This is a genomic window from Enterobacter sp. 50793107 (assembly GCF_001463365.1).
In the GTDB taxonomy this organism is placed as follows: Bacteria; Pseudomonadota; Gammaproteobacteria; order Enterobacterales; family Enterobacteriaceae; genus Enterobacter; species Enterobacter cloacae.
The window spans coordinates 31,918-55,392 of sequence record NZ_LNII01000050.1; the positions used below are offsets into that span (position 1 = coordinate 31,918).

Here is a 23,475-nt window from a genome sequence, read left to right on the forward strand (position 1 = left end):
GAACTTCTGAGGCGTTTTTCTATCGGTGTCAAGGGGTTGACACCATTTTGGGGTTAATCGCTGCTAACAGCTTCCTATGCAACTTTATGAATCACAATCAGGAAGCTGCTTCGCATGATCTCCATCAGGCGAGTACTGACAATACTTTACAATCAGAGGTAGTGATCTTACTTGGTCGCGAATTTTTCAAAGAACTTCAAACGTCCTTCACCTTTGTAGTCAAAATTGTGGGATTTAATCAGTTCTTTAAGTTCAGCACTGATGTTACCCGTTTCTTTGATCGCGTACTCTTTACCATCAACAGTAACATTAATGATTTTTCTCTGATTAGTACTTCTTTCAGTACCGGATTTTGCCTTGCCATTTTTGATACCTAAAGAGGCAAGCAGAGCAGCCTTTACTGATTCATCTAGATGTAAAATCTGCTGTTTGATATCATCAACTTTACTTGCATCAAGTTCCTTCTTGTACTCGCTTGCAACAATTGCAAGGTTCCGTGATACGCGGTTTAGCTGATCAATGAATACAAGAGGATTATCAGTGAAAAGTTTATCAACATCAGTTTTGCAGTCCGCTAGTTTGAAGTTCTCCCCAGCAGTTCTTTCAATCAGTTTCTTGTAGTCAGCATTGTTAAGATCATGCACAACATCAGTCTTTTTACTCATTATACTTTCCTTTTGAATTACTGATTTCGTGTAAACAAACCCAAAATTACTTCATTTCAAAACAAACAACAAGGACCTCTTAACAAGAACATGTTTTATCTCTCATTAAGAGTATCAAGTACTAACTGCGTTAGTACTCTCTAAAGTAGGTTAAAGCACTTCGCTTGCTATCGCCGCTAGTACTTTAACCTACTTACTCGCTAATCTTCGTTTAACACGAGCTATCCTGACGAGATTTGTTGAGAAATTTCATCCCCCCACAGGGGAATGAAAACAATAAAAAAAGTACACAAATTGTGTACTTGATTTATTCTGACGATGATAGTCATCGAAATATTGTATTGCGACTTACTCAAATTTTAGACGGATCTATACTATCCAAAGTTATGAGCATGAAAGCGGGTTGCTCTGTTTCTCTCATAATCGCAGTTCATATGCAACGGTCCGTGCTTTAAACATAACACGACTTAGTACTGAGCCTATACAATCAAGCTAGTACTTGTTTCTATAAACTTTGGATAGATCTATATTATATGAAATCTATCGCATTATTTCTTACAGAAACTCCCTTAACAAATTAAAAAGGTGCGAACCTATATGTCTATCTAGAGAGTACTACTATGCTTATGTGTACTCTTTTATTGTGCCGCATTGCCGTAGCTCCTGCGTTCCTTAGTATTTTGTATCGGATTAACGCTCGGGAAATTGGTACGGGTCTCATTTGCACATCGAACTGCTTGAACTTCTCAACTGCCATCTACATTTTCGATAGGATCAGGTTTTAACCATCAGTACATTAGTACTGTCAAACAGAGTTATATATCTATATTATACCACATTATTTTTTCATGTTTCATTTATTTCATAAAATCACAATGTATTTACTATCTAATTATACCATATAATTAAATTTTGTTTCACCAACAATAATTCAATCATTATTAATTAAGTACTCTATTGATTTTAGATCATCATTTTGCACGGCCATAAAAACAACCTCTCCCGTCTTACTATTAATTACCATAGCTTGTTTCTCATTAACGCCGACATAACTTACAACCAGCATGATAGTATCATCATAACGCTTCATTTTTATATTTTTAATAACACGTTTAACCTTTACATTAAAATCAAGCCTTAACTTTGTATTTTTTGGGTCTAGCAAATCATCAGTATATGAATCTTTTAAATCATTAAATGTTTCGTAGCCAATGTTTGACTGTTTCAGTGTAGTAATTTCAGTTCTGATCTCACTAATACGACGTTGAATGTTTTTCAGTATACGCCTATCATGAGGATCAGGTATATCTTCTTTTTCAAGATCAGCTAGAATTTCATTGCTGTAATTTTCATTTGAAACTAACTCCATTGAAAGATAGTTTATTTTAACCTGTATTTCATTATCCTCACGTCTCAGCATAGAGAAATCAAAATTCCTGAGATGTTCCAACAATGCATTCTCTACAATTTTGTACTTAAAGCCTCTCTCTTTACATTTATCTATTTTCACAAGGCTTCCACCACATCGAAAATATGTATTACCTTTTTTATCAACACTGTTAATTTGTACATATCTTCCACAGTTCATACATATGCACAAACCTGCAAATAAATTATTTGCCTTTACATTTATCTTCCCTAATGGATTTCTTTGTTTTCTTAAATCATTAACCAATTCAAACAGTTCTGGTTCAACAACTACAGGATAGATAGGCATACCATCTAAAACTTTACGCCCCGTAGAATTAAATCTACCAATAAGCCTCTTATCTTTAATTATTTTCATTAAGTGATGGATGGTCGGCTCCCTTTCATTTATCTGCATTCTTCTATTTTTTAGTTCATCACGAATTGCAGCAGGCCCAAATCCATCAGCATACATTTTAAAAATAAGGTTGTACTTTTCTGACTCACCTTTTTTTATTACATACTTGTTGTTTTTCACTTCAATCCATGACGGTACACGATGCGTTAAAACAGAGGTTCCATCAATAGTATTCTTAATTCTTTCATCCCAATTTTTAATACTTAGTCGAGCTTTACGCTTACTCTCATTGTGTGCTCTCTGTAAACCACCTGAGATTATGTTAAGATCGCTGTATTGGTGATGTATCATTTCAGTTTCTACTTCATGAATATCGCACCCTGCATTAATCAGACTCAAGAATAATCCTGCGGCCCGGTTGGGTGCCGCTCGACTAAAACGGTCAAGATTTTCAATGACTAACACTGAGTTAGTGATCTTTTTTTGTAACACATCATCTATAAAGGTTTTCAGTACAGAACCATCTTCGATATTTTTTCCGCTATATGCAGATACACCTTCGGCATACAACCAAGTTATATCCCCCAACTCATAGCCACGGCTATGTTGAGAATCATCGTATGCAGCAACGTAATCTCGCAGCATTGTTTGCTGTCTCGACATGCCATAGCCATCTTTAGCTTGTCCTCTCGAGCTGACGCGAGCATAGCAATACACTGCTTTTTTCATTTTATTTTCCCAAAGATCATAACAGTAAAAAGAAGTATATCATGGTGGTAATCGGCATTATTGCCATCCTGAGCGCCATTGGTATTCCCGCCTACCAGAACTACCTGCGAAAAGCGGCCCTGACCGACATGCTGCAAACGTTCGTGCCCTATCGCACGGCGATTGAACTTTGTGCCCTGGAACATGGCGGCGTGACGAGCTGCGACGGCGGCAGTAACGGTATCCCTTCTCCAACGACAACACGCTATGTCTCGGGAATGAGCGTGACGCAGGGCGTCGTGTCGTTAACCGGGCAGGAGAGCCTTAACGGACTTGAGGTGGTGGTGACGCCGCAATGGAGTAGTGGCAACGGTATGACGGGCTGGAAACGTAGCTGCAATATCAGCAATGACGGTGCGCTCAAAGAGGCCTGCGAAGATGTTTTCCGTTTCGACAGTAACTGACAGGAGCGGATAATGAATTCAGATCAACTCGTCACCCTGTGCCAGCGCCACCATGCTTTGCTGCTGACCAGCGACGCCGACATGATTAGCATCGCCGTCGTGGGCAATCCCGCCGCTGAAATGATGGAAGCGCTACGTTTCGCCACGCAAAAACGTATTGATATTGAATGCTGGACAGCGGAGCGCATGGAAAAACACCGGCAGTTAACCGCGCAATCACACCTCCCGGTTGTTTTAACGCCGCATAACACGGTGGATATTCTCAACCACACCCTGCAGCAGGCGATCAACCAGCGCGCATCTGACATTCATATCGAACCGATGGGGGATATCTGTCAGGTCCGCTTGCGTGTTGACGGTGTGCTTTGCCCGCTGCCCCCGATTTCTGCAGCGGTGGCAAATACCCTCACCGCTCGCTTAAAAGTGCTGGGCCAACTGGATATTGCGGAGCGCCGTTTACCGCAGGATGGTCAATTTACGATTGAACTGGCAAGCGAGCCGGTCTCTTTTCGCATCGCCACGCTTCCCTGCAGCGGCGGAGAGAAAATTGTGCTGCGCCTGCTGCATCAGGTTCATCAGGCGCTGGAACCCGAAAAACTGGGAATGAGTGCGAAACAGCTGGCCCGCTTTAACGAGATCCTTCATCAACCGCAGGGGCTGATTTTGGTCACGGGCCCCACTGGCAGCGGAAAAACGGTCACGCTCTATAGCGCATTGCAGGCGCGTAATACCCCTGACGTTAACATCTGCAGCGTGGAAGATCCGATCGAGATCCCGCTTGCGGGGCTGAACCAAACGCAGATTAATCCCCGTGCGGGCTTAACCTTTCAGAGCGTTCTGCGGGCGCTCCTGCGCCAGGATCCGGACATCATTATGGTAGGCGAAATCCGCGATAGTGAAACGGCAGAGATTGCCATTAACGCCGCACAGACCGGGCATCTGGTGCTGTCGACGCTGCACACCAACTCCACGACTGAAACCGTCATTCGCCTGCAGCAGATGGGGGTCGCACGCTGGATGATCTCCTCTGCGCTTTCGCTGGTAATTGCCCAGCGACTGGTGCGTCGTCTGTGTCCTCACTGTCGGCAGGAAGCCAACAGCCGCGCAGAATTACCGCGCACCGTATGGCCCCGGCCGCTTCCTCGCTGGCAACCAGGCGGCTGCGATCGCTGCTATCACGGCTTTTATGGCCGCGTCGCCATTTTTGAAGTCCTCGCCATCGACACCACGCTCCGGCAGGCCATCGCCAGTGGCGCCTCGATAGAGGTCATCGAAGCCAGCGCCCGTCAGGCGGGAATGACATCGTTATTTGAGCAGGGTTGTCTGGCCGTTGAGCAAGGACTGACCACGCTCGAAGAGTTGCTGCGCGTGCTGGGAATGCCCAATGAGTGTTAATCATCTCTGGCGCTGGCGGGCGCTATCCAGTGAAGGCGAATCTCTGTGTGGGGTGCTGTGGGCGCCAGATCGCGAAACGGCCTTCGTCAGGCTGATGCGTAAAGAGTTACACCCACTTTCGCTCACCCGATGCTCGCTGACGCACCGCTGGCAACCCCATCATTGCTATGAGATGTTTCGCCAGCTTGCCACGCTACTGCAGGCTGGCCTGACGTTATCGCAAAGTCTGCAAATGCTGGCCGAGCAGCATCCTGTCAAACACTGGCAGGCGCTGCTGGAAAACATGAATGATGATCTGAGCGAGGGATGCGCCTTTTCAGAGGCGCTGAAGCGATGGCCTGCGGTATTTAGCCCGCTGTATGTCTCGATGGTAAAAACAGGGGAGCTAACGGGAAAGCTGGAAACGTGCTGCCGCCAGCTCGCTCAGCAGCAACAATCCCAGCAGCAACTCACGGCAAAAGTGAAGAAGGCGTTGCGCTATCCGACGATCATTCTGGCGCTGGCCGTTCTTGTCGTTCTGGCCATGGTCACCCTGGTCTTGCCGGAGTTCGCGGCCATCTACAAAACGTTTAATACTCCCCTGCCGCTGCTGACACAGATGGTCATGGGCCTGTCGGCGTTTATCCAGACATACGCCATCGCCCTGTTCGTGCTGCTGCTTATTCCCGTGGCCATCGCCTGGGCGCTGCGACGGGATCCGCGCTGGCAACGTATCCTGATGCATATTCCCGTGACGGGAAAGCTGGCAAGAGGGCAAAAACTGGGGCAGATCTTTACCGTACTGTCACTCACGCAGCAGGCGGGCATCCCCTTTTTACAGGGATTACAGAGCGCAGAAGAAACTGTTGATAGCCGGTACTGGCAAGGCATATTGCGCAGCGTTCGTGGGGACATTGAACAAGGCTTTACCGTCTGGTCTTCATTTCAGAAAGCGGCCGTCTTTACCCCGCTGTGCATTCAACTCATACGCACCGGGGAGGTATCTGGGTCACTCGACATTATGCTGGAAAACCTTGCCCGCCATCATACGGAGCAAACCTTTCAACTGGCAGATAATCTGGCCGCGCTTCTGGAGCCAGTGCTGCTGATTGTGACAGGGGTGATTATCGGTACGCTGGTGGTGGCGATGTATCTGCCCATTTTCCATCTCGGGGATGCAATGAGCGCGGGATAACGCTGGCGTACGGACATACGCCAGCAGAAACATTACAGGCTATTGAAAACGCGGTTTTCCTGCTCCTGAACGCGGATAAACGTCGTACGTTTTGTCAGCTCTTTCAGACGGGATGCCCCAACGTAGGTACATGCGGAACGCAGGCCGCCCAGGATGTCACGAGCCGTGTTTTCGACCGGGCCACGCAGGGGCAGCTTCACGGTTTTGCCTTCCGCAGCACGGTATTTTGCCACGCCACCTACGTGACGGGTCATTGCTGATTCTGAGCTCATGCCGTAGAACAGCATGAACTTCTCGCCGTTCTCTTCAACCACGGTACCGCCGCTCTCTTCATGACCCGCCAGCATGCCGCCAAGCATCACGAAATCCGCGCCGCCGCCGAAGGCTTTCGCGACATCACCCGGCATGGTGCAACCGCCGTCGCTGATGATCTGACCACCCAGACCGTGCGCGGCATCAGCACACTCAATCACCGCAGAAAGTTGCGGGTAACCCACACCGGTCTTCACACGCGTGGTACACACGGAACCCGGGCCAATGCCCACTTTTACGATGTCTGCACCGGAAAGGATCAGCTCTTCACACATTTCACCGGTTACCACGTTGCCCGCGATAATGGTTTTGGTGGGCCAGGCCTCACGCGCCTTGCTGACAAACTGCACGAAGTGCTCGGAGTAACCATTTGCCACATCAATACAGACAAAATTGAGCGCCGGGTTAGCGTTAAGAATCTGTTTGGTCTTCTCGAAATCGGCATCGGAGGTACCGGTGGAAACCATGACATGCTTCACCACATCGTCCGATGCAGAGGCGATAAAGGCATTCCACTCTTCCGGGCTGTAGTGCTTATGCACAGCGGTAAGGATATCGAATTTCGCCAGCGCGGTCGCCATCTCGAAGGTTCCCACCGTATCCATATTGGCTGCGATGATCGGCACGCCAGACCAGGTCTGACCGGAATGTTTAAAGGTGAATTGACGTTCGAGTTCAACGTCTGAGCGACTTTTCAGTGTAGAGCGTTTAGGGCGGATAAGAACGTCTTTGAAACCTAACTTCAGATCTTCTTCGATACGCATGTGCGGATTCCTGGGGTTAGAGGCAAATATGTTAAAAGCACAACTCCAGTGACGTTATCATACGCACTAATACCTGCTCCGCAAGACTGCGAAATTCTCTTTTTTTACGCTACAATCCTATAAATTTACCTGGTAAAAAGCCGGTAAAGAGAGCCAAACAGTGGCTGGCGCACGTTTGAATTTTAACCAACTGATTTTAATAATGAATAATTCCCAGGATTTGATTTAATGGGGTATATCGTCGCATTAACCGGCGGCATCGGTAGCGGGAAAAGTACCGTTGCGGACGCATTTTCTCGTCTGGGTATCACCATAATCGATGCCGATATCATTGCCCGTCAGGTGGTAGAGCCAGATACACCCGCACTAAACGCCATTAAGGCACATTTTGGTCAGGCAATTATCAACGCGGATGGCACGCTAAATCGCCGCAAGCTTCGTGAGTGCATTTTTTCTGATTCTTCAGAAAAGGCCTGGCTTAATGCTCTGCTCCACCCCATTATCCACCAGGAAACCCAGCGTCAGATTGCCGCAGCCCGCTCGCCGTATGTTCTGTGGGTGGTTCCGCTGCTGGTAGAGAATCAACTGCACAATAAAGCGGACCGGGTACTGGTCATTGATGTCTCACCCGAAACGCAAATCCAGCGCACCGTGGCGCGCGACCATGTCTCGCGCGAACAGGCTGAACAAATTCTTGCCGCTCAGGCCACGCGCGCTCAGCGCCTTGCCGTTGCGGATGATGTTATTGATAATAACGGCGCACCAGATGCCATTGCATCGGATGTTGCCCGCCTGCACGCGCAGTATCTGACGTATGCCGCGCAGGCCGTTGCACAGGAAAAACCATAATGTCGACCCACATCCTTTTTGAGCATCCACTCAACGAAAAAATGCGTACCTGGCTGCGTATCGAATTTCTGATTCAACAACTCTCACAACATTTGCCCATCAACGATCATGCGACGGCGCTGCACTTCTTCCGCAATGTGGGCGATCTTCTGGATGTGATTGAGCGAGGCGACGTTCGCACCGAGCTACTGAAAGAGCTGGAGCGCCAGCAGCGTAAACTACAGGCCTGGGCCGAAGTACCGGGCGTTGACCAGAGCCGAATTGATTCACTCCGTCAACAGCTTAAAAACAGCAGCAGTACGCTGATGGCCGCTCCCCGCGTTGGGCAGTTTTTGCGCGAAGACCGCTTAATCGGGCTGGTGCGCCAGCGCCTGAGTATCCCGGGCGGCTGCTGCAGCTTTGACCTGCCGACACTGCATATGTGGTTGCATATGCCGCAGCTCCAGCGTGATGCACAGGTGAAAAGCTGGCTGGACAGCCTGGAGCCGATGCATCAGACGTTATCCCTGATCCTCGATCTCATCCGTAACTCGGCGCCATTCCGCAAGCAAACCAGCCTGAACGGTTTCTACCAGGACAACGGTGATGATGCGGATCTGCTGCGTCTGAACCTCTCTTTGGGTGAACAGCTTTACCCGCAAATCTCCGGGCATAAGAGTCGTTTTGCGATTCGCTTTATGCCGCTGGATAGTGAAAATGGCACCGTGCCGGAACGCCTCGATTTTGAACTGGCCTGTTGTTAAGGAGTGCCTATGTCTGATGTAACCACCGTAAACTGCCCAACCTGTGGCAAAACTGTTGTCTGGGGAGAGGTGAGTCCGTTTCGCCCATTCTGCTGTAAGCGCTGTCAGTTAATTGACCTGGGCGAATGGGCGGCGGAAGAGAAACGCATTCCAAGTGAAGGCGACCTCTCAGACAGCGATGACTGGAGCGAAAACCAGCAGTAGCGGTAGATGCCTGCTGGCGCTTCGCCTAGCAGGCCTACAGGTTGCCCGTTAGCCGGGATATGACGGGCGCATTTGCCGGAGGAAATTTTTCGGCATCACTCGCGTGAAGCGAAACCCAGCCACCCGGTTGACCCTCTTTCCCCCAGGGTTCCCCCTGCCAGCTTTCCACAAGCCAGAACCACAGCGTGATGTGACGATCCGGAAACTGGTATTCCAGCTTATCAAACAGCGTTGCGCCAATCGGAGTGATGCCGACCTCTTCCTGAAGCTCACGCACCAGCGCCTGCTCCGGCGTTTCACCGGACTCGATTTTCCCGCCAGGAAACTCCCACTTGTTTGCCATGTGGGCGTCAGCGGCACGTTGCGTGATGAAGATTTGGTTTTGCGGGTTGCGAATAATCCCGACAGCAATTTGCAGTATTTTCATATTGTCACTTCCATAAAAAAGGCGCAGATTTCTGCGCCTTTTCGTTTTTTATGAACTTAGCTCAGACGGCCGTGGCACGCCTTATATTTTTTACCGGAGCCGCATGGGCACGGATCGTTACGCCCCACTTTGCGATCGCCAGTTTGCGCGGCGATCGCCGCAGCGGCTTCGCTATCGTCAGTCTGGTGGCTGAGCTGCTGCATCTGTGCCAGACGCTCGGCTTCCTCACGACGCTGTTGCTCCATCGCTTCCACTTCTTCCGGCATACGCACCTGCACTTTGCTCAGGGTGCTGATAACTTCATATTTCAGCGACTCCAGCATGGAGGCAAACATCGAGAAGGATTCGCGCTTGTACTCCTGCTTAGGATCTTTCTGCGCATAGCCACGCAGGTGGATCCCCTGACGCAGGTAGTCCATCGCCGCCAGGTGCTCTTTCCACAGTGAGTCCAGCGTCTGCAGCATCACCCCTTTTTCGAAATGACGCATCATCTCAGCGCCAACAACCTCTTCCTTACGCTTATATACCTCCAGCGCGGTTTCGTAGATACGCTCGCGCAGGGTCTCTTCGTGCAGCTCAGGCTCTTTATCCAGCCACTCTTTGATTGGCAGGTCGAGGTCGAAGTCGTTTTTCAGGCGCTCCTGAAGGCCTTCGATATCCCACATCTCTTCCAGAGACTGAGGCGGAATGTGCGCATCGATAGTCGCTTTGAACACATCTTCACGAATGCTGTTGATGGTTTCGCTCACGTCGGATACGTCCAGCAGTTCGTTACGCTGGGTATAGATAGCACGACGCTGATCGTTGGCGACGTCGTCATATTCCAGCAGCTGCTTACGAATATCGAAGTTGCGGCTTTCCACTTTACGCTGCGCGTTGGCAATCGCTTTGGTCACCCATGGGTGCTCAATGGCTTCACCAGGTTTCATCCCCAGCTTACGCATCATGCCGGAAACACGGTCAGAGGCGAAGATACGCATCAGCGCATCTTCCATCGACAGGTAGAAGCGGGAAGAACCGGCATCACCCTGACGACCTGCACGACCACGCAGCTGGTTATCGATACGACGTGATTCGTGACGCTCGGTACCAATGATGTGCAGACCACCAGATGCCAGAACCGCGTCATGACGCACCTGCCAGTCGGCTTTGATCTGCGCAATCTGTTCCGGCGTTGGGTTTTCCAGCTCAGCCACTTCGGCCTGCCAGCTACCGCCCAGCATAATATCGGTACCACGACCCGCCATGTTGGTGGCGATGGTCACGGCCGCCGGATAACCCGCCTGCGCAACGATATCTGCTTCTTTGGCGTGGAATTTGGCGTTCAGTACGTTGTGCTTGATACCCGCTTTGGTCAGCTCATTAGACACCACCTCGGATTTCTCGATGGAGATGGTCCCCACCAGAACCGGCTGGCCTTTAGCAGTACGTTCGCGAATATCTTCGATGATTGCCTGAATTTTTTCCGCTTCGGTCATGTAGACCAGGTCCGGCATGTCCTTACGGATCATTGGACGGTTGGTTGGAACGACAACGGTATCCAGTTTGTAGATGGAGCTGAATTCAAACGCTTCAGTATCTGCTGTACCGGTCATCCCTGCCAGCTTCTCGTACAGACGGAAGTAGTTCTGGAAGGTAATAGACGCCAGCGTCTGGTTTTCGTTTTGAATATCCACGCCTTCTTTGGCTTCAACGGCCTGGTGCAGACCATCAGACCAGCGACGACCCTGCATGGTACGGCCGGTGTGCTCATCAACGATGATGACTTCGCCGTCTTTGACGATGTAGTCGACGTCGCGAGTGAACAGCGCATGGGCGCGCAGTGCGGCAGTCACGTGGTGCATCAGCATGATGTTGCTCGGGGAGTAAAGAGACTCGCCCTCTTCCATGATGCCTTCAGCCACTAACAGCTCTTCAATTTTAACCAGACCACGTTCAGTCAGGTTCACCTGGCGCGCTTTTTCATCAACGGAGAAGTGGCCTTCACCCTGGAAGGTATCGGAGTCTTCTTTCTCCTGACGCAGCAGGTGTGGAATGATTATGTCGACTTTACGGTACATATCAGAGCTGTCTTCGGCCGGACCGGAGATGATCAGCGGGGTACGCGCTTCATCGATCAGAATGGAGTCTACCTCATCCACCAGCGCATAGTGCAATTTACGCTGCACACGTTCTTCAGGGCTGAACGCCATGTTGTCACGCAGGTAGTCGAAGCCGTATTCGTTGTTGGTACCGTAGGTGATATCGGCGTTATACGCTTCGCGCTTGGCTGGCGCAGGAAGACCGGACATGTTGATGCCGACGGTCATCCCCAGGAATTCGAACAATGGACGGTTATTTTCGGCGTCACGCTGTGCCAGATAGTCGTTGACGGTCACGACGTGCACGCCTTTACCGGTCAGTGCGTTCAGATAGGCAGGCAGCGTCGCGGTCAGGGTTTTACCTTCACCGGTACGCATTTCCGCGATGCAGCGCTCGTTAAGCACCATACCGCCCAGCAGCTGCACGTCGAAGTGACGCATGCCGAATACACGTTTACTCGCTTCACGCACAACCGCGAAGGCTTCCGGGATCAGGCTTTCTAAGGTTTCGCCTTTTTCCAGGCGTGCGCGGAATTCTGCGGTTTTCGCTTTCAGCTCGTCATCAGACAGCTTCTCCATCGCCGGTTCCATACCGTTGATGACAGCGACAGCTTTGCGCATACGGCGCAGGGTACGATCGTTACGACTACCAAAAACTTTGGTTAATAATTTGATTAGCATAATAAATTCTCAAACGCCCCATAACGGGCAGATAAATTAAGGTATTGAAAACGGTTAATTTAACTGAGGCGCTGAGGCCCGGCGCGAATGCCGTGAACCTGGCTTATCCACGTCGAGACAGAGAATGTGGCGGGTGAAACAACGACAGATTGCGCTGTCTGCGGAACGCTAACAGCTGGCTGGCTGTCCTGCGTCAACAGCGCGTTGAGCGTATCCAGCAGCGCAAGGTGTTGCGCCTGAACCGGCAGCGTCTCTTCAGCAACCGGTATGGCCTGAGGCGCCATTGCAAATGACAGATGGCGGATAACCGTGCGGATGGCGTGCTGCTGCCAGTAATCTACCGAAAAGTTAGGACGGCGGCTGGCTTCAAGCCACGCAAGATTGGTGAAGTTAACGCGCGCGGTGAGATCGTGTTTGGTGGTTGACGTCTTTGCCGGTGTGGCAGCTTCAGCGCTGTTGCTGAGCGCAGGCAAGCCGAAACTCGCCGCGACCATCCCTAATAAGAGATGCGGCCAGAAGTAACGTCTGCCAAATTGTCGCCAGCGCGTCAGAATTCCGCTCACTTGCTCCACCACATAAGCCCGTCTTACACAGGCTGAGTTCAGTTATTCTTTTAAGCGCCCAGATATTACCACTAAAGCCAATACACAGCAGCAGGAATGACGTACTGCAGCGGGGAAAAACGGTCAAGAATGCAGCTAACGCACAGATTTTCTACGCCTGCTAAGCGAAAGGGGAAGCTGGGGCAAAATGAAGAAAGGTAAAAATAAAAACGACTGGTTTCCCTGGTCGGAGAGAGTACCAGGTTAACCAGTCGATTTTTTTACGGAACGGCTTGAACCGTTACGCCAGAACCAGGCCAGGGGCTTTGAAGGCCAGCGGCAGTTCAGCTTCGTCTTCGAAGGTCACATACTCCCAGGCTTCCTGTTTTGCCAGGACGGCCTGCAAGAGTTTGTTATTCAGCGCATGACCGGATTTGAACGCGGTAAATGCACCAATAATGTTGTGACCACACATGAACAGGTCGCCAATTGCATCAAGCATTTTGTGGCGAACGAATTCATCTTCGAAACGCAGACCGTCTTCGTTCAGTACGCGATAATCGTCAACAACGATGGCACAATCGAAGCTGCCGCCCAGGCACAGGCCGCGGGACTGCAGATATTCGATATCACGCATGAAGCCGAAAGTACGAGCACGGCTGATCTGGCGCATAAACGCATCAGCAGAGAAGTTCATCGCATAGCGCTGGGTACTGGCATCAATCGCCGGATGGTTAAAATCGATGGTGAAGTCCAACGAGAAACCATTGTACGGTTTGAATTCAGCCCACTTGTCGCCATCTTCGACGCGAACGGTCTCTTTGATGCGAACAAATTTCTTCGCGCAGTTCAGTTCTTCGATGCCGGCATCCAGCAACAGATAAACGAACGGAGCAGCACTACCATCCATGATCGGGATTTCTGGCGCATCGACTTCAACAATAATGTTGTCGATACCCAGACCCGCCAGGGCGGCGTTCAGGTGCTCTACGGTAGAAATCCGCACGTCATGCTCGTTCACCAGACAAGTACAGAGCATAGTATCACGCACAGATTTGGCATCGGCCGGAAAATCTACCGGTGGATTCAAGTCGGTGCGACGATAGATGACCCCGGTATTGGCCGGCGCAGGGCGTAACGTCAGGGTGACTTTCTTGCCGGTATGTAAACCGACACCCGTCGCCTGAACGATACGTTTAAGTGTCCTTTGTTTGATCATCGTATAATCTCGCCAAATTAACTATCCAACCGAGAGTGTATATCACTAACGGTGGGCCAGTTTAGCACAAAGAGCGGAAATCCCCAAATTCCAGCCAATTCTTAGTCAGCTTGCTTACGCAGGAACGCCGGGATATCCAGATAATCTGGCTCTTTCGCCGTTTGCGGCGTTGGGTCATTAACCACTTTCGCGGCCGGTTTTTGCTCCTGAGTCAGAGGAGACATACCATGCTGCTGGTAACGATCCATTACCGGTTGCTGAGTCTGCTTGTTCGTCACCAGAGTGATTTCAGGACGCTTGTCCATACCGATACCGGTAGCAACAACCGTTACACGCAGCTCGTCGTTCATTTCCGGATCAAGGGAGGTACCGATTACCACGGTCGCGTTGTCAGAGGCGAACGCACGGATGGTGTTACCCACGGTTTCGAACTCATCCAGACGCAGGTCGAAGCCAGCGGTGATGTTGACCAGCACGCCACGCGCACCCGACAGATCGATATCTTCCAGCAGCGGAGAAGAGATAGCCATTTCAGCCGCTTCTTCCGCACGGTCTTCACCGCTCGCCACGCCGGAGCCCATCATCGCGTAGCCCATTTCGGACATCACGGTGCGAACGTCAGCAAAGTCAACGTTCATCAGGCCAGGACGGGTAATCAGTTCAGCGATACCCTGAACCGCGCCTTTCAGCACGTCGTTTGCTGCGCCAAAGGCATCCAGCAGAGAGATACCGCGACCCAACACTTTCAGCAGTTTGTCGTTCGGGATGGTGATCAGCGAGTCCACATGCTTGGACAGCTCGGTGATACCCTGCTCCGCGAAGGCCATACGTTTCTTGCCTTCAAAATTGAAAGGCTTGGTCACGACAGCAACGGTCAGGATACCTAAATCTTTAGCCACTTCAGCCACAACAGGTGCTGCGCCGGTACCTGTACCGCCACCCATACCTGCTGCGATGAAGACCATGTCCGCACCTTCCAGTGCAGCGCGTAACGCTTCACGATCTTCTTCAGCCGCATTGCGACCTACTTCCGGGTTAGCTCCTGCGCCCAGACCTTTGGTGATGCCACCACCGATCTGGATAGTCTGGCCGACTGCCGTCTTACGCAGTGCCTGTGCATCAGTGTTAACCGCAAAGAATTCAACACCTTCAATGCGCTCGCGCACCATATGCTCTACGGCGTTACCGCCGCCGCCACCGACGCCGATGACTTTAATCACCGCGTCGTTGGTCAGTTCCATAGGTTCAAACATAATTTCTCTCTCCGTTGTGCCTGTCGCCCGAGACCGTTAATTCTCTCCGGTCTCTTAAAAAAATTAAAACTCTTTTCGCAGCCAGTTGTTCAGTCGTTTGACCCACGACCCCACTGAGACGCGTTTTTCCACTTCTGCTTCACCACTGAGATGGGATTCTTTCCCGTAGTGGAGCAGGCCCACAGCCGTTGAATAGTAAGGCTCCTGGGCATAATCCGTTAAACCGGTAATATTCAGCGGTGCGCCAATACGCACCTGCGTATGGAACACACGCTGCGCACAGGCCGCAAGACCTTCAATTTGCGCTGCACCGCCGGTTAATACAATCCCCGCCGCAAGATGATGTTTTACGCCCTGCTGGCGAAGCTGTTCCTGTAATTGCAAAATCTCTTCGTTGACCAGGTTGAGCAGCTCGGTATAGCGCGGCTCAATCACCTCTGCCAACGTCTGGCGCTGCAGGCTACGCGGCGGACGGCCGCCCACGCTTGGCACTTCAACGCTCTCATCTTTGCCAACGATAGACCCCAGCGCACAACCGTGGCGCACTTTAATCGCTTCTGCATCGCTTGGCGGCGTACCAAACGCGTAGGCAATATCGCTGGTCACCACGTTCCCCGCGTAAGGGATCACTTTGGTGTGGCGCAGGGCACCGCCGGTATACACGGCCATATCCATTGTACCACCACCAATATCGACCACACAGACGCCCAGTTCACGTTCATCTTCGGTCAGCACGGAATAGCTTGCCGCCAGACCGGCGAAAATAAGTTGGTCAACTTTCAGGCCACAACGTTCAACGGCTTTTACGATGTTCTTCGCCATATCGTTGTGACATGTGATCAGGTGCACTTTTGCCTGCATACGCACGCCAGACAGACCAACCGGGTTCTTGATCCCTTCCTGGTAGTCGATCGCATATTCCTGCGGGATCACGTGCAGCACGCGATGCTCATCGCGCACGCGCACGGACTTCGCCGTATGCACTACGTTTTCAACGTCTTCCTGCGTCACTTCTTCTTCAGAAATGGGCACCATGCCGATTTCATTCTGGCAGCTGATATGCTTACCAGAGAGGGCCAGATAGACAGAGGAAATCTGGCAATCTGCCATTAATTCAGCCTGATCGATGGCGCGCTGTACGCATTTCACCACCGACTCAAGATCGTTTACCCCACCTTTATCCATACCACGGGACGGGCAGCTGCCCACGCCAATGATATTGACCATACCGTCGGGCAGAACTTCCCCTACTAAAGCGGCAACCTTCGCGGTGCCAATCTCCAGTCCAACTACCAGTTTTCTGTCCGTCGCCTTGATCATTGTTGTTCTGCCTGTACCTGTGCCTGATTCTGTTGCTGATTAGGTTCCTCGACCGGAGCCGGTACCCAACCGACTGCTGCGCCTGAGTCATAGCGCAAATCAACGTAGCTTATCCGTTTGCCGTCAGTCTGTGCCTGCTGCTGTAAAACCGGGTAAAGTTCTACAAAACGCGCCAGACGCTTCATCGTGTCGCCGCGGCCAAGGTTGAGCTTAATGCCATTCGTTAAGGTGAGCTGCCACGAACGGCGCGCCGTCATCGCAGCTTCTTTTAACGTAAACCTGTCCTTCGCCAGCACTTGCCCCATCTCGCGAAAACCCTGTAACACTTCGTTTTCGCTGCCTTCAGGACCATACAACATCGGTAAATTTTGCTTGTTGACACGATCGGCCGGGACGCTGAAGGAATTTCCGTCTACGTCAACCATGTGCTGATCATTCCAACGCGCAATGGGCACATATTCAACCAGATGAATCTTCAATTCATCAGGCCATTGCTTTCTTACACTCGCCTGTTTTATCCAGGGCAGACGTTCAATCTGACTCTGGATAATGTTGACATCCTGCGTCATAAAGGTGCCAGGCGACCCCAGTGCCAGAATCGACTGGCGAATATCATCGTTACGCGTGTAGTGGCGTTCACCGGTGACCACCAGCTTCGACAGCGGCAACCGCTGCGCATCTTCCATCCAGCCCAGTACCATCCAGCCGCTGATAAACACGGTGCACAGCACCCCGAGCAGGAAAATAATCCCTGCAAGACGCGTTCCATTACTCCGGCGTGAAGAAGAATATTCTTCCTCGTCATCGCGGTTGCGCGTGTTCAATGCAGCCTGAGACATATCAGCCCGCCTGGTCCAGAATACGTACGACTAACTGCGAGAAGCTCATCCCCGCCTGACGCGCGGCCATCGGCACAAGGCTGTGGCTGGTCATGCCTGGAGAAGTATTCGCTTCCAGCAAATAAAATTGCCCATCACTGTCGAGCATCACATCAATGCGTCCCCAGCCACTGCAACCAAGAATATGCCAGGCTTTAAGCACCAGGGACTGTAAATCCGCTTCACGTTCTGCTTCAAGACCTGCTGGGCAGAAATATTGCGTCTCGTCAGAGAGATACTTCGCCTCATAATCATAGAAGACGCCAGCAGGTTGGATGCGAATCGACGGTAAAATTTCTTCACCAAGCATCGCCACGGTAAATTCCGGTCCGCTGAGCCATTTTTCAATCAGAACTTCTTCATCGTGTTGAAATGCCAGCGCTAAAGCAGACGATAAATCGTCAGCTTTATCAACTTTGGACATCCCAACGCTCGACCCTTCACGGCTGGGCTTTACAATAACCGGTAAGCCCAGCTCAGCAATGCGTGCATTAACGCTATCCTGAAGGCCCATTTCAAATTCGCGGCGCGTCAACGCAACCCACGGCGCAACCGGCAAACCCGCTCCCTGCCACAGCAGCTTACTGCGCAGTTTATCCATTGAGATGGCGGAGGCCATCACGCCGCTGCCGGTGTAGGGCATACCGATGAGATCCAGCAACCCTTGCAGGGTACCGTCTTCTCCCCCACGACCGTGCAGAGCAATAAAGGCTTTATCGAAGCCCATTGCTTTCAGCTGCGTTACATCGACCTCTTTCGGATCGACCAGATGTGCATTAACGCCAGCCTCACGCAGGCCCGCCAGTACCGCAGCGCCTGAATTCAGGGAAACCTCGCGCTCGGCGGAGGTGCCGCCAGACAGGACAGCAATCTTATCAGCCATGATGCTCATCCTCCTGAGTTTGCGGCTTCAGTTTGATTTCAGCTAAAGTACGGGCGATTTTGCCGATATTTCCCGCGCCCTGAATCAGAATCAAATCGTTACCTGTCAGTACCGGCGCCAGAATTTCGGCGACCTGAGCAGGATCCGAAACCAAAATAGGGTCTACTTTACCGCGTCCGCGAATGGTTCGACACAGAGAACGGCTGTCCGCGCCTGGGATCGGCGTTTCACCTGCAGAATAAACATCCAGCATCAGCAATGTGTCCACCTGGGACAGCACGCTGGCGAAATCGTCATACAGATCGCGCGTACGCGTAAAACGGTGTGGCTGGAAGATCATCACCAGGTTCTTCTCTGGCCATCCCGCACGTGCGGCCTTAATGGTCGCGTCCACTTCGGTTGGATGGTGGCCATAGTCGTCTACCAGCATGGCAGTACCCGGTTTACCGTTTACCGCATCCAGCGGGAATTCGCCAAGGAAGTCGAAACGACGCCCGGTTCCCTGGAAGCTTTCCAGAGCACGCAGGATCGCATCGTCATCAATGCCTTCTTCCGTCGCGACGGCCACCGCCGCGGCTGCGTTCAGAGCGTTATGACGGCCTGGTGCGTTCAGCGTCACGTGCAGCAGCTCTTTGTCCTGACGCGCCAGGGTGAAATGCCCCTGCGCACCAATCTGTTTGTACTCTTCCACGCGAACATCCGCGTCTTCACTGAAGCCATAGGTGGTGATCTGACGACCAACCCGCGGCAACAACTCGCGAATGACCGGATCGTCCACACACATTACCGCGCGTCCATAGAACGGCAGGTTATGCAGGAAGTTGATAAAGGTCTGCTTTAAATTCTCGAAGTCGCCCTGGTAGGTATCCATGTGGTCAGCTTCGATGTTAGTGACAATCGCCACCATCGGCTGCAGATGCAGAAACGACGCATCGCTCTCATCCGCTTCCGCAATCAGATAACGGCTGTGGCCCAGACGCGCATGCACACCTGCTGCTTTTACCAGACCGCCGTTGACGAACGTCGGGTCGAGCCCCGCTTCGGCATAAATACTGGAAACCATCGCCGTGGTCGTGGTTTTACCGTGCGTCCCGGCAATCGCAATCCCGTGACGAAAACGCATCAGCTCTGCCAGCATTTCCGCGCGGCGGATCACCGGAATACGCGCTTCATGCGCGGCCACGATTTCCGGGTTATCAGAGGAGATGGCGCTGGATACCACCACCACACTCGCATCGCGCACGTTTTCCGGGCGATGGTTGAAATAGATAGTCGCCCCAAGCGACGCCAGTTGCTGCGTAACAGGGTTTGGCGCCAGGTCAGACCCGCTGATCTGATACCCTTCGTTAGCTAACACTTCGGCAATACCGCCCATGCCAGCACCACCGATGCCAACAAAGTGAATGTGCCGGACGCGACGCATCTCGGGCACGATTGAACGCAGTTTTGCCAGTTGTTGTGTATTCATTCTCTAAACGCCATCGACTACTTAAAAAAATCGTGCAGCGCAACACGCGCTGCGAGGGTTAAGCCTGGGCTGCCAGGCTCACTTCTTTTGCCACCCGCTCCGTTGCATCAGGAATGGCCGCCGCACGTGCACGTTGCGCCATCTCCATTAATGTTTCCCGGTTCCAGCCCGCCAGGGTGGTGGCGACCGCATCGGCGGTAAATTGTGGCTGCTCGAATATTTTCGCGGCACCGGCTTTTTCAAGCGGCAGCGCATTCCAGTACTGCTGACGATCTTTGTGCTGGAACGGCACAAACAGAGCCGGTAAACCCGCGGCGGCAATTTCACTCACCGTTAATGCACCGGAGCGACAGACAACGACATCGGCCCAGGCGTACGCTGCCGCCATATCGTCGATAAATTCCGTCACTTTGTGCTGCGGCTGACCTTCTGCCGCATAAGCCTGCTCAACGGTCTGCTGAGCGCCTTTTCCGCTTTGATGCCAGATGGTCACGGCATCACCCAGCTTTGCGGCAACCTGCGGCATCGTCTGGTTCAGGATGCGTGCGCCCTGCGATCCGCCGACGACCAGCACGCGAACAGGGCCTTCACGGCCAGCCATGCGGGTATCCGGCAACGGCAGCGCCAGCACATCCACACGCACCGGGTTTCCGACGACGTCCGCTTTCGGGAACGCACCAGGAAATGCCTGCATCACTTTGGTGGCGATTTTCGCCAGCCACTTGTTGGTCAGTCCGGCAATACCATTCTGCTCATGCAATACAACAGGAATGCCCAACGACCACGCGGCAAGTCCGCCCGGACCGGAAACATAACCGCCCATGCCCAGCACCACATCCGGCTGAAAGCGCTTCATGATGCTGCGCGCCTGACGCCATGCGTTGAAAATGCGCACCGGCGCCAGAAGCTGGGCCTTAATGCCTTTGCCACGAAGGCCAGAAATACGAATAAAGTCGATCTCAATACCGTGCTTCGGTACCAGGTCGGCCTCCATGCGGTCTGCGGTTCCCAGCCAGCGTACCTGCCAGCCCTGAGCCATTAAATGGTGCGCAACCGCCAGCCCCGGGAACACATGTCCACCGGTACCGCCTGCCATCACCATTAACCGCTTCGGTTGATTCATCGTGAACCTCGTGTAAACGCCTGGGCTTTTTCCAGACGCGTTTCATAATCTATACGTAACAACATCATGATGGCCGTCGACATGATCAACAGACTGGAACCACCATAACTGATCAACGGCAACGTCAGGCCCTTGGTCGGCAGCATACCCGCTGCGGCCCCGACGTTAACCAATGCCTGGAAGCTAAACCAGATACCAATTGAACAGGCTAAGAAACCTGAGAAGCGGTGATCGATCTCCAGCGCTTTCCGCCCAATCGACATAGCGCGGAAAGCGACGAAGAATACCATTAATAGCGCTAATACCACACCGATATAACCCAGTTCTTCCGCAATAATGGAGAAGATGAAGTCAGTATGCGCTTCGGGTAAATACTCCAGTTTCTGAACCGAGTTGCCCAGGCCTTGTCCCCAGACTTCACCGCGGCCAAACGCCATGAGTGACTGCGTCAGCTGATAGCCACTGCCAAACGGGTCTTCCCACGGGTTCCAGAACGAGGTCACACGGCGGATACGGTATGGTTCAGCAAGGATCAGCAGGACAACCGCTGAAATACCCATCCCGATAATGGCGATGAACTGCCACAGTTTCGCCCCCGCCAGGAACAGCATCGCCAGCGTCGTCACAAACAGTACCACCACGGTACCGAGGTCAGGCTGCGCCAGCAGTAAGACCGCCAGCACCAGAATCACGCCCATCGGTTTCAGGAAGCCGCGAAGGTTGTTACGCACTTCATCTACTTTGCGCACCAGGTAGTTCGCCAGGTAGCAGAACAGGGACAGTTTGGTAAATTCTGCAGGCTGAATACGCAGCGGACCAAAGGCGATCCAGCGCGATGCCCCGTTTACGGAACTCCCCACCACCAGCACGATCAGCAGCATGATGATCGAGGCGATCAGCATCGCGGTACTGTGTCGCTGCCAGAACGCCATTGGCAGACGTAAGGTTATCAGCGCAAGACAGAACGCCAGGATGATGTACAGACCATCACGCTTGGCAAACAGGAAAGGATCGTTCGCCAGTCGCTGCCCGACGGGCATTGATGCTGACGTCACCATAATAAAGCCGACCGCCGCCAGCCCCAGGGTGAGCCAGAAGAGCGTGCGATCGTACATGATCAGGCTGTCGTTATCTTTCTGACGAGAGCCCATCACCCAGCCTTTCAGTGCCGCAAACAACCACACCAGGACACCAAATCCTGGGAAGCGCGGCATTTTCAGGCGAGGGAGAGATAAACGCATCAGCCTAACTCCTTCGCCAGGCGGGTAAAGAGATCACCACGCTGTTCGAAATTCTTGAATTGATCAAGGCTGGCGCATGCCGGAGAGAGCAGCACCATATCGCCCGGCTTCACGCGAGGAGCAATCAGGCGCATTGCCTGTTCCATGGTTTCGGTCTGCTCGGCGATCTCAGGACGCAGTTCCGCCAGTTCCCTGCCATCACGACCAAAGCAGTAGAGACGGATGTTATCGCCGGAGAGATACTGCTTCAGGGAGGTGAAATCGGCGGATTTACCGTCGCCACCCAGCAGCAGATGCAGAGTACCTTCCACCTGCAAACCATTCAGCGCGGCCTCTGTACTGCCTACGTTGGTGGCTTTGGAATCATTGATCCAGCGTACGCCGTTATGCTCCAGCGCCAGCTGGAAACGGTGCGCCAGACCGGTAAAGGTGGTTAGCGCCTGCAGGCTGGAGGAGCGTGGCAGACCGACGGCATCCGCCAGCGCCAGCGCCGCCAGCGCATTGGTGTAGTTATGCTGACCGGAAAGCTTCATCTCCTTCACGTTCAGCACTTTCTCACCTTTCACCCGCAGCCAGGTTTCACCCAGCTGACGGTTCAGATGATAATCACCCATGGTGATACCAAAGCTGATGCAGCGGTCATCGGCACCGCGTACCGGCATGGTCAGGGCATCATCGGCGTTAACGACGCAGACTTTGGCATTTTCATAAATACGCAGTTTGGCTGCGCGATACTGCTGTAGACCAAATGGATACCTGTCCATATGATCTTCGGTCACGTTCAGGATTGTGGCCGCGGCCGCATGCAGGCTGGAGGTGGTTTCCAGCTGGAAGCTGGAGAGTTCCAGTACGTACAGCTCGCAGCCTTTGTCCAGCAGCATCAGCGCCGGCAAACCAATGTTGCCGCCAACGCCGACATTTTTGCCCGCCGCTTTCGCCATCTCACCCACCAGGGTAGTGACGGTGCTTTTTCCGTTAGAGCCGGTAATGGCGATAACAGGCGCCTGCGCTTCGCGACAGAACAGCTCGATATCACCGACAATCTCAACGCCCGCATCGGCCGCGGCGCTCAGTGAAGGGTGCGCCAGCGCCATACCGGGGCTGGCCACAATCAGATCGGCTGCCAGCAGCCAGTCATCATTCAGACCACCAAGGTGGCGTTCAACCTGTTCCGGCAGTTTGTCCAGACCCGGCGGAGAAACACGCGTATCCATCACCCGCGGCGTCACGCCGCGCGCAAGGAAAAAGTCCACGCAGGACAGGCCAGTAAGGCCCAACCCGATGATAACGACTTTTTTGCCCTGGTAATCTGCCAT

Annotated in this window: 21 protein-coding genes; 6 read left to right on the top strand and 15 right to left on the bottom strand. The window is 52.4% G+C overall.

The features are described 5' to 3' along the window. Positions 1–167: 167 nt before the first annotated feature. Positions 168–665: a hypothetical protein gene (locus tag APU11_RS06430; RefSeq protein WP_015585154.1), complete on the bottom strand. Its 498-nt coding sequence runs from the start codon at positions 663–665 to the stop codon at positions 168–170. A gap of 931 nt (positions 666–1,596) precedes the next feature. Beyond that, complete coding sequence (locus tag APU11_RS06435) at positions 1,597–3,159, bottom strand: recombinase family protein (protein WP_044023564.1); 1,563 nt, start codon at positions 3,157–3,159, stop codon at positions 1,597–1,599. Between the two features lie 41 nt (positions 3,160–3,200). Here APU11_RS06435 and ppdD point away from each other — a divergent pair, with 41 nt between their 5' ends. From ppdD to hofC, 3 genes are read left to right on the top strand one after another with little or no spacing between them, the layout of a single operon-like run. Continuing rightward, positions 3,201–3,602, top strand: coding sequence for a prepilin peptidase-dependent pilin (gene ppdD / locus APU11_RS06440; protein ID WP_060578370.1), 402 nt, complete (start codon positions 3,201–3,203; stop codon positions 3,600–3,602). A gap of 12 nt (positions 3,603–3,614) precedes the next feature. Then, positions 3,615–4,997, top strand: a complete 1,383-nt coding sequence (gspE, locus tag APU11_RS06445) for a type II secretion system protein GspE (protein ID WP_058651098.1) — start codon at positions 3,615–3,617, stop codon at positions 4,995–4,997. Beyond that, the gene (gene hofC, locus APU11_RS06450) at positions 4,987–6,171 is read left to right on the top strand and encodes a protein transport protein HofC (protein WP_058651099.1); all 1,185 of its coding nucleotides are present in this window, start codon (positions 4,987–4,989) and stop codon (positions 6,169–6,171) included. Before gspE ends, hofC begins: the two co-directional genes overlap by 11 nt. Before the next feature lie 32 nt (positions 6,172–6,203). Here the strand turns inward: hofC and APU11_RS06455 are convergent, their stop codons facing one another. Beyond that, positions 6,204–7,247 (bottom strand): GMP reductase, encoded by a 1,044-nt coding sequence (locus APU11_RS06455; RefSeq protein WP_020688503.1) that lies wholly within the window; start codon positions 7,245–7,247, stop codon positions 6,204–6,206. A gap of 228 nt (positions 7,248–7,475) precedes the next feature. Between APU11_RS06455 and coaE the strand changes: the two genes are divergently transcribed. From coaE to yacG, 3 genes are read left to right on the top strand one after another with little or no spacing between them, the layout of a single operon-like run. After that, positions 7,476–8,096 carry a dephospho-CoA kinase gene (gene coaE / locus APU11_RS06460; RefSeq protein WP_014830656.1) on the top strand — a complete coding sequence of 207 codons (621 nt, stop codon included), beginning with the start codon at positions 7,476–7,478 and terminating at the stop codon, positions 8,094–8,096. Next, on the top strand, positions 8,096–8,839 hold the full coding sequence (zapD, locus tag APU11_RS06465; protein ID WP_047352027.1) for a cell division protein ZapD: 744 nt from the start codon (positions 8,096–8,098) through the stop codon (positions 8,837–8,839). Before coaE ends, zapD begins: the two co-directional genes overlap by 1 nt. Before the next feature lie 9 nt (positions 8,840–8,848). Next, positions 8,849–9,043 (top strand): DNA gyrase inhibitor YacG, encoded by a 195-nt coding sequence (gene yacG, locus APU11_RS06470; RefSeq protein ID WP_003856332.1) that lies wholly within the window; start codon positions 8,849–8,851, stop codon positions 9,041–9,043. Between the two features lie 34 nt (positions 9,044–9,077). Here the strand turns inward: yacG and mutT are convergent, their stop codons facing one another. The 12 genes from mutT to murD form a co-directional block, all read right to left on the bottom strand. Continuing rightward, positions 9,078–9,470 (bottom strand): 8-oxo-dGTP diphosphatase MutT, encoded by a 393-nt coding sequence (gene mutT, locus APU11_RS06475; RefSeq protein WP_047352028.1) that lies wholly within the window; start codon positions 9,468–9,470, stop codon positions 9,078–9,080. Positions 9,471–9,526: 56 nt separating this feature from the next. After that, positions 9,527–12,232: a preprotein translocase subunit SecA gene (secA, locus tag APU11_RS06480; RefSeq protein ID WP_058651100.1), complete on the bottom strand. Its 2,706-nt coding sequence runs from the start codon at positions 12,230–12,232 to the stop codon at positions 9,527–9,529. Positions 12,233–12,291: 59 nt separating this feature from the next. Continuing rightward, positions 12,292–12,795, bottom strand: coding sequence for a secA translation cis-regulator SecM (gene secM / locus APU11_RS06485; protein WP_029882703.1), 504 nt, complete (start codon positions 12,793–12,795; stop codon positions 12,292–12,294). A gap of 280 nt (positions 12,796–13,075) precedes the next feature. Next, complete coding sequence (gene lpxC, locus APU11_RS06490) at positions 13,076–13,993, bottom strand: UDP-3-O-acyl-N-acetylglucosamine deacetylase (protein WP_013095578.1); 918 nt, start codon at positions 13,991–13,993, stop codon at positions 13,076–13,078. Positions 13,994–14,094: 101 nt separating this feature from the next. Continuing rightward, positions 14,095–15,246 carry a cell division protein FtsZ gene (gene ftsZ, locus APU11_RS06495; protein ID WP_008501978.1) on the bottom strand — a complete coding sequence of 384 codons (1,152 nt, stop codon included), beginning with the start codon at positions 15,244–15,246 and terminating at the stop codon, positions 14,095–14,097. Positions 15,247–15,309: 63 nt separating this feature from the next. Further along, positions 15,310–16,566 carry a cell division protein FtsA gene (gene ftsA, locus APU11_RS06500; RefSeq protein WP_006173845.1) on the bottom strand — a complete coding sequence of 419 codons (1,257 nt, stop codon included), beginning with the start codon at positions 16,564–16,566 and terminating at the stop codon, positions 15,310–15,312. Continuing rightward, the gene (gene ftsQ, locus APU11_RS06505; protein WP_013095577.1) at positions 16,563–17,405 is read right to left on the bottom strand and encodes a cell division protein FtsQ; all 843 of its coding nucleotides are present in this window, start codon (positions 17,403–17,405) and stop codon (positions 16,563–16,565) included. Before ftsQ ends, ftsA begins: the two co-directional genes overlap by 4 nt. Before the next feature lies 1 nt (position 17,406). Then, on the bottom strand, positions 17,407–18,327 hold the full coding sequence (locus APU11_RS06510; protein ID WP_058651101.1) for a D-alanine--D-alanine ligase: 921 nt from the start codon (positions 18,325–18,327) through the stop codon (positions 17,407–17,409). Next, on the bottom strand, positions 18,320–19,795 hold the full coding sequence (gene murC / locus APU11_RS06515; RefSeq protein WP_013095575.1) for a UDP-N-acetylmuramate--L-alanine ligase: 1,476 nt from the start codon (positions 19,793–19,795) through the stop codon (positions 18,320–18,322). The genes APU11_RS06510 and murC overlap by 8 nt, the downstream gene beginning before the upstream one ends. A gap of 58 nt (positions 19,796–19,853) precedes the next feature. Next, a complete protein-coding gene (murG, locus tag APU11_RS06520) occupies positions 19,854–20,918 on the bottom strand; it encodes an undecaprenyldiphospho-muramoylpentapeptide beta-N-acetylglucosaminyltransferase (protein ID WP_029882700.1) in 1,065 nt (354 codons plus the stop codon). After that, complete coding sequence (gene ftsW / locus APU11_RS06525; RefSeq protein WP_013095573.1) at positions 20,915–22,159, bottom strand: cell division protein FtsW; 1,245 nt, start codon at positions 22,157–22,159, stop codon at positions 20,915–20,917. Before ftsW ends, murG begins: the two co-directional genes overlap by 4 nt. Then, a complete protein-coding gene (gene murD, locus APU11_RS06530; protein ID WP_023620010.1) occupies positions 22,159–23,475 on the bottom strand; it encodes a UDP-N-acetylmuramoyl-L-alanine--D-glutamate ligase in 1,317 nt (438 codons plus the stop codon). Before murD ends, ftsW begins: the two co-directional genes overlap by 1 nt.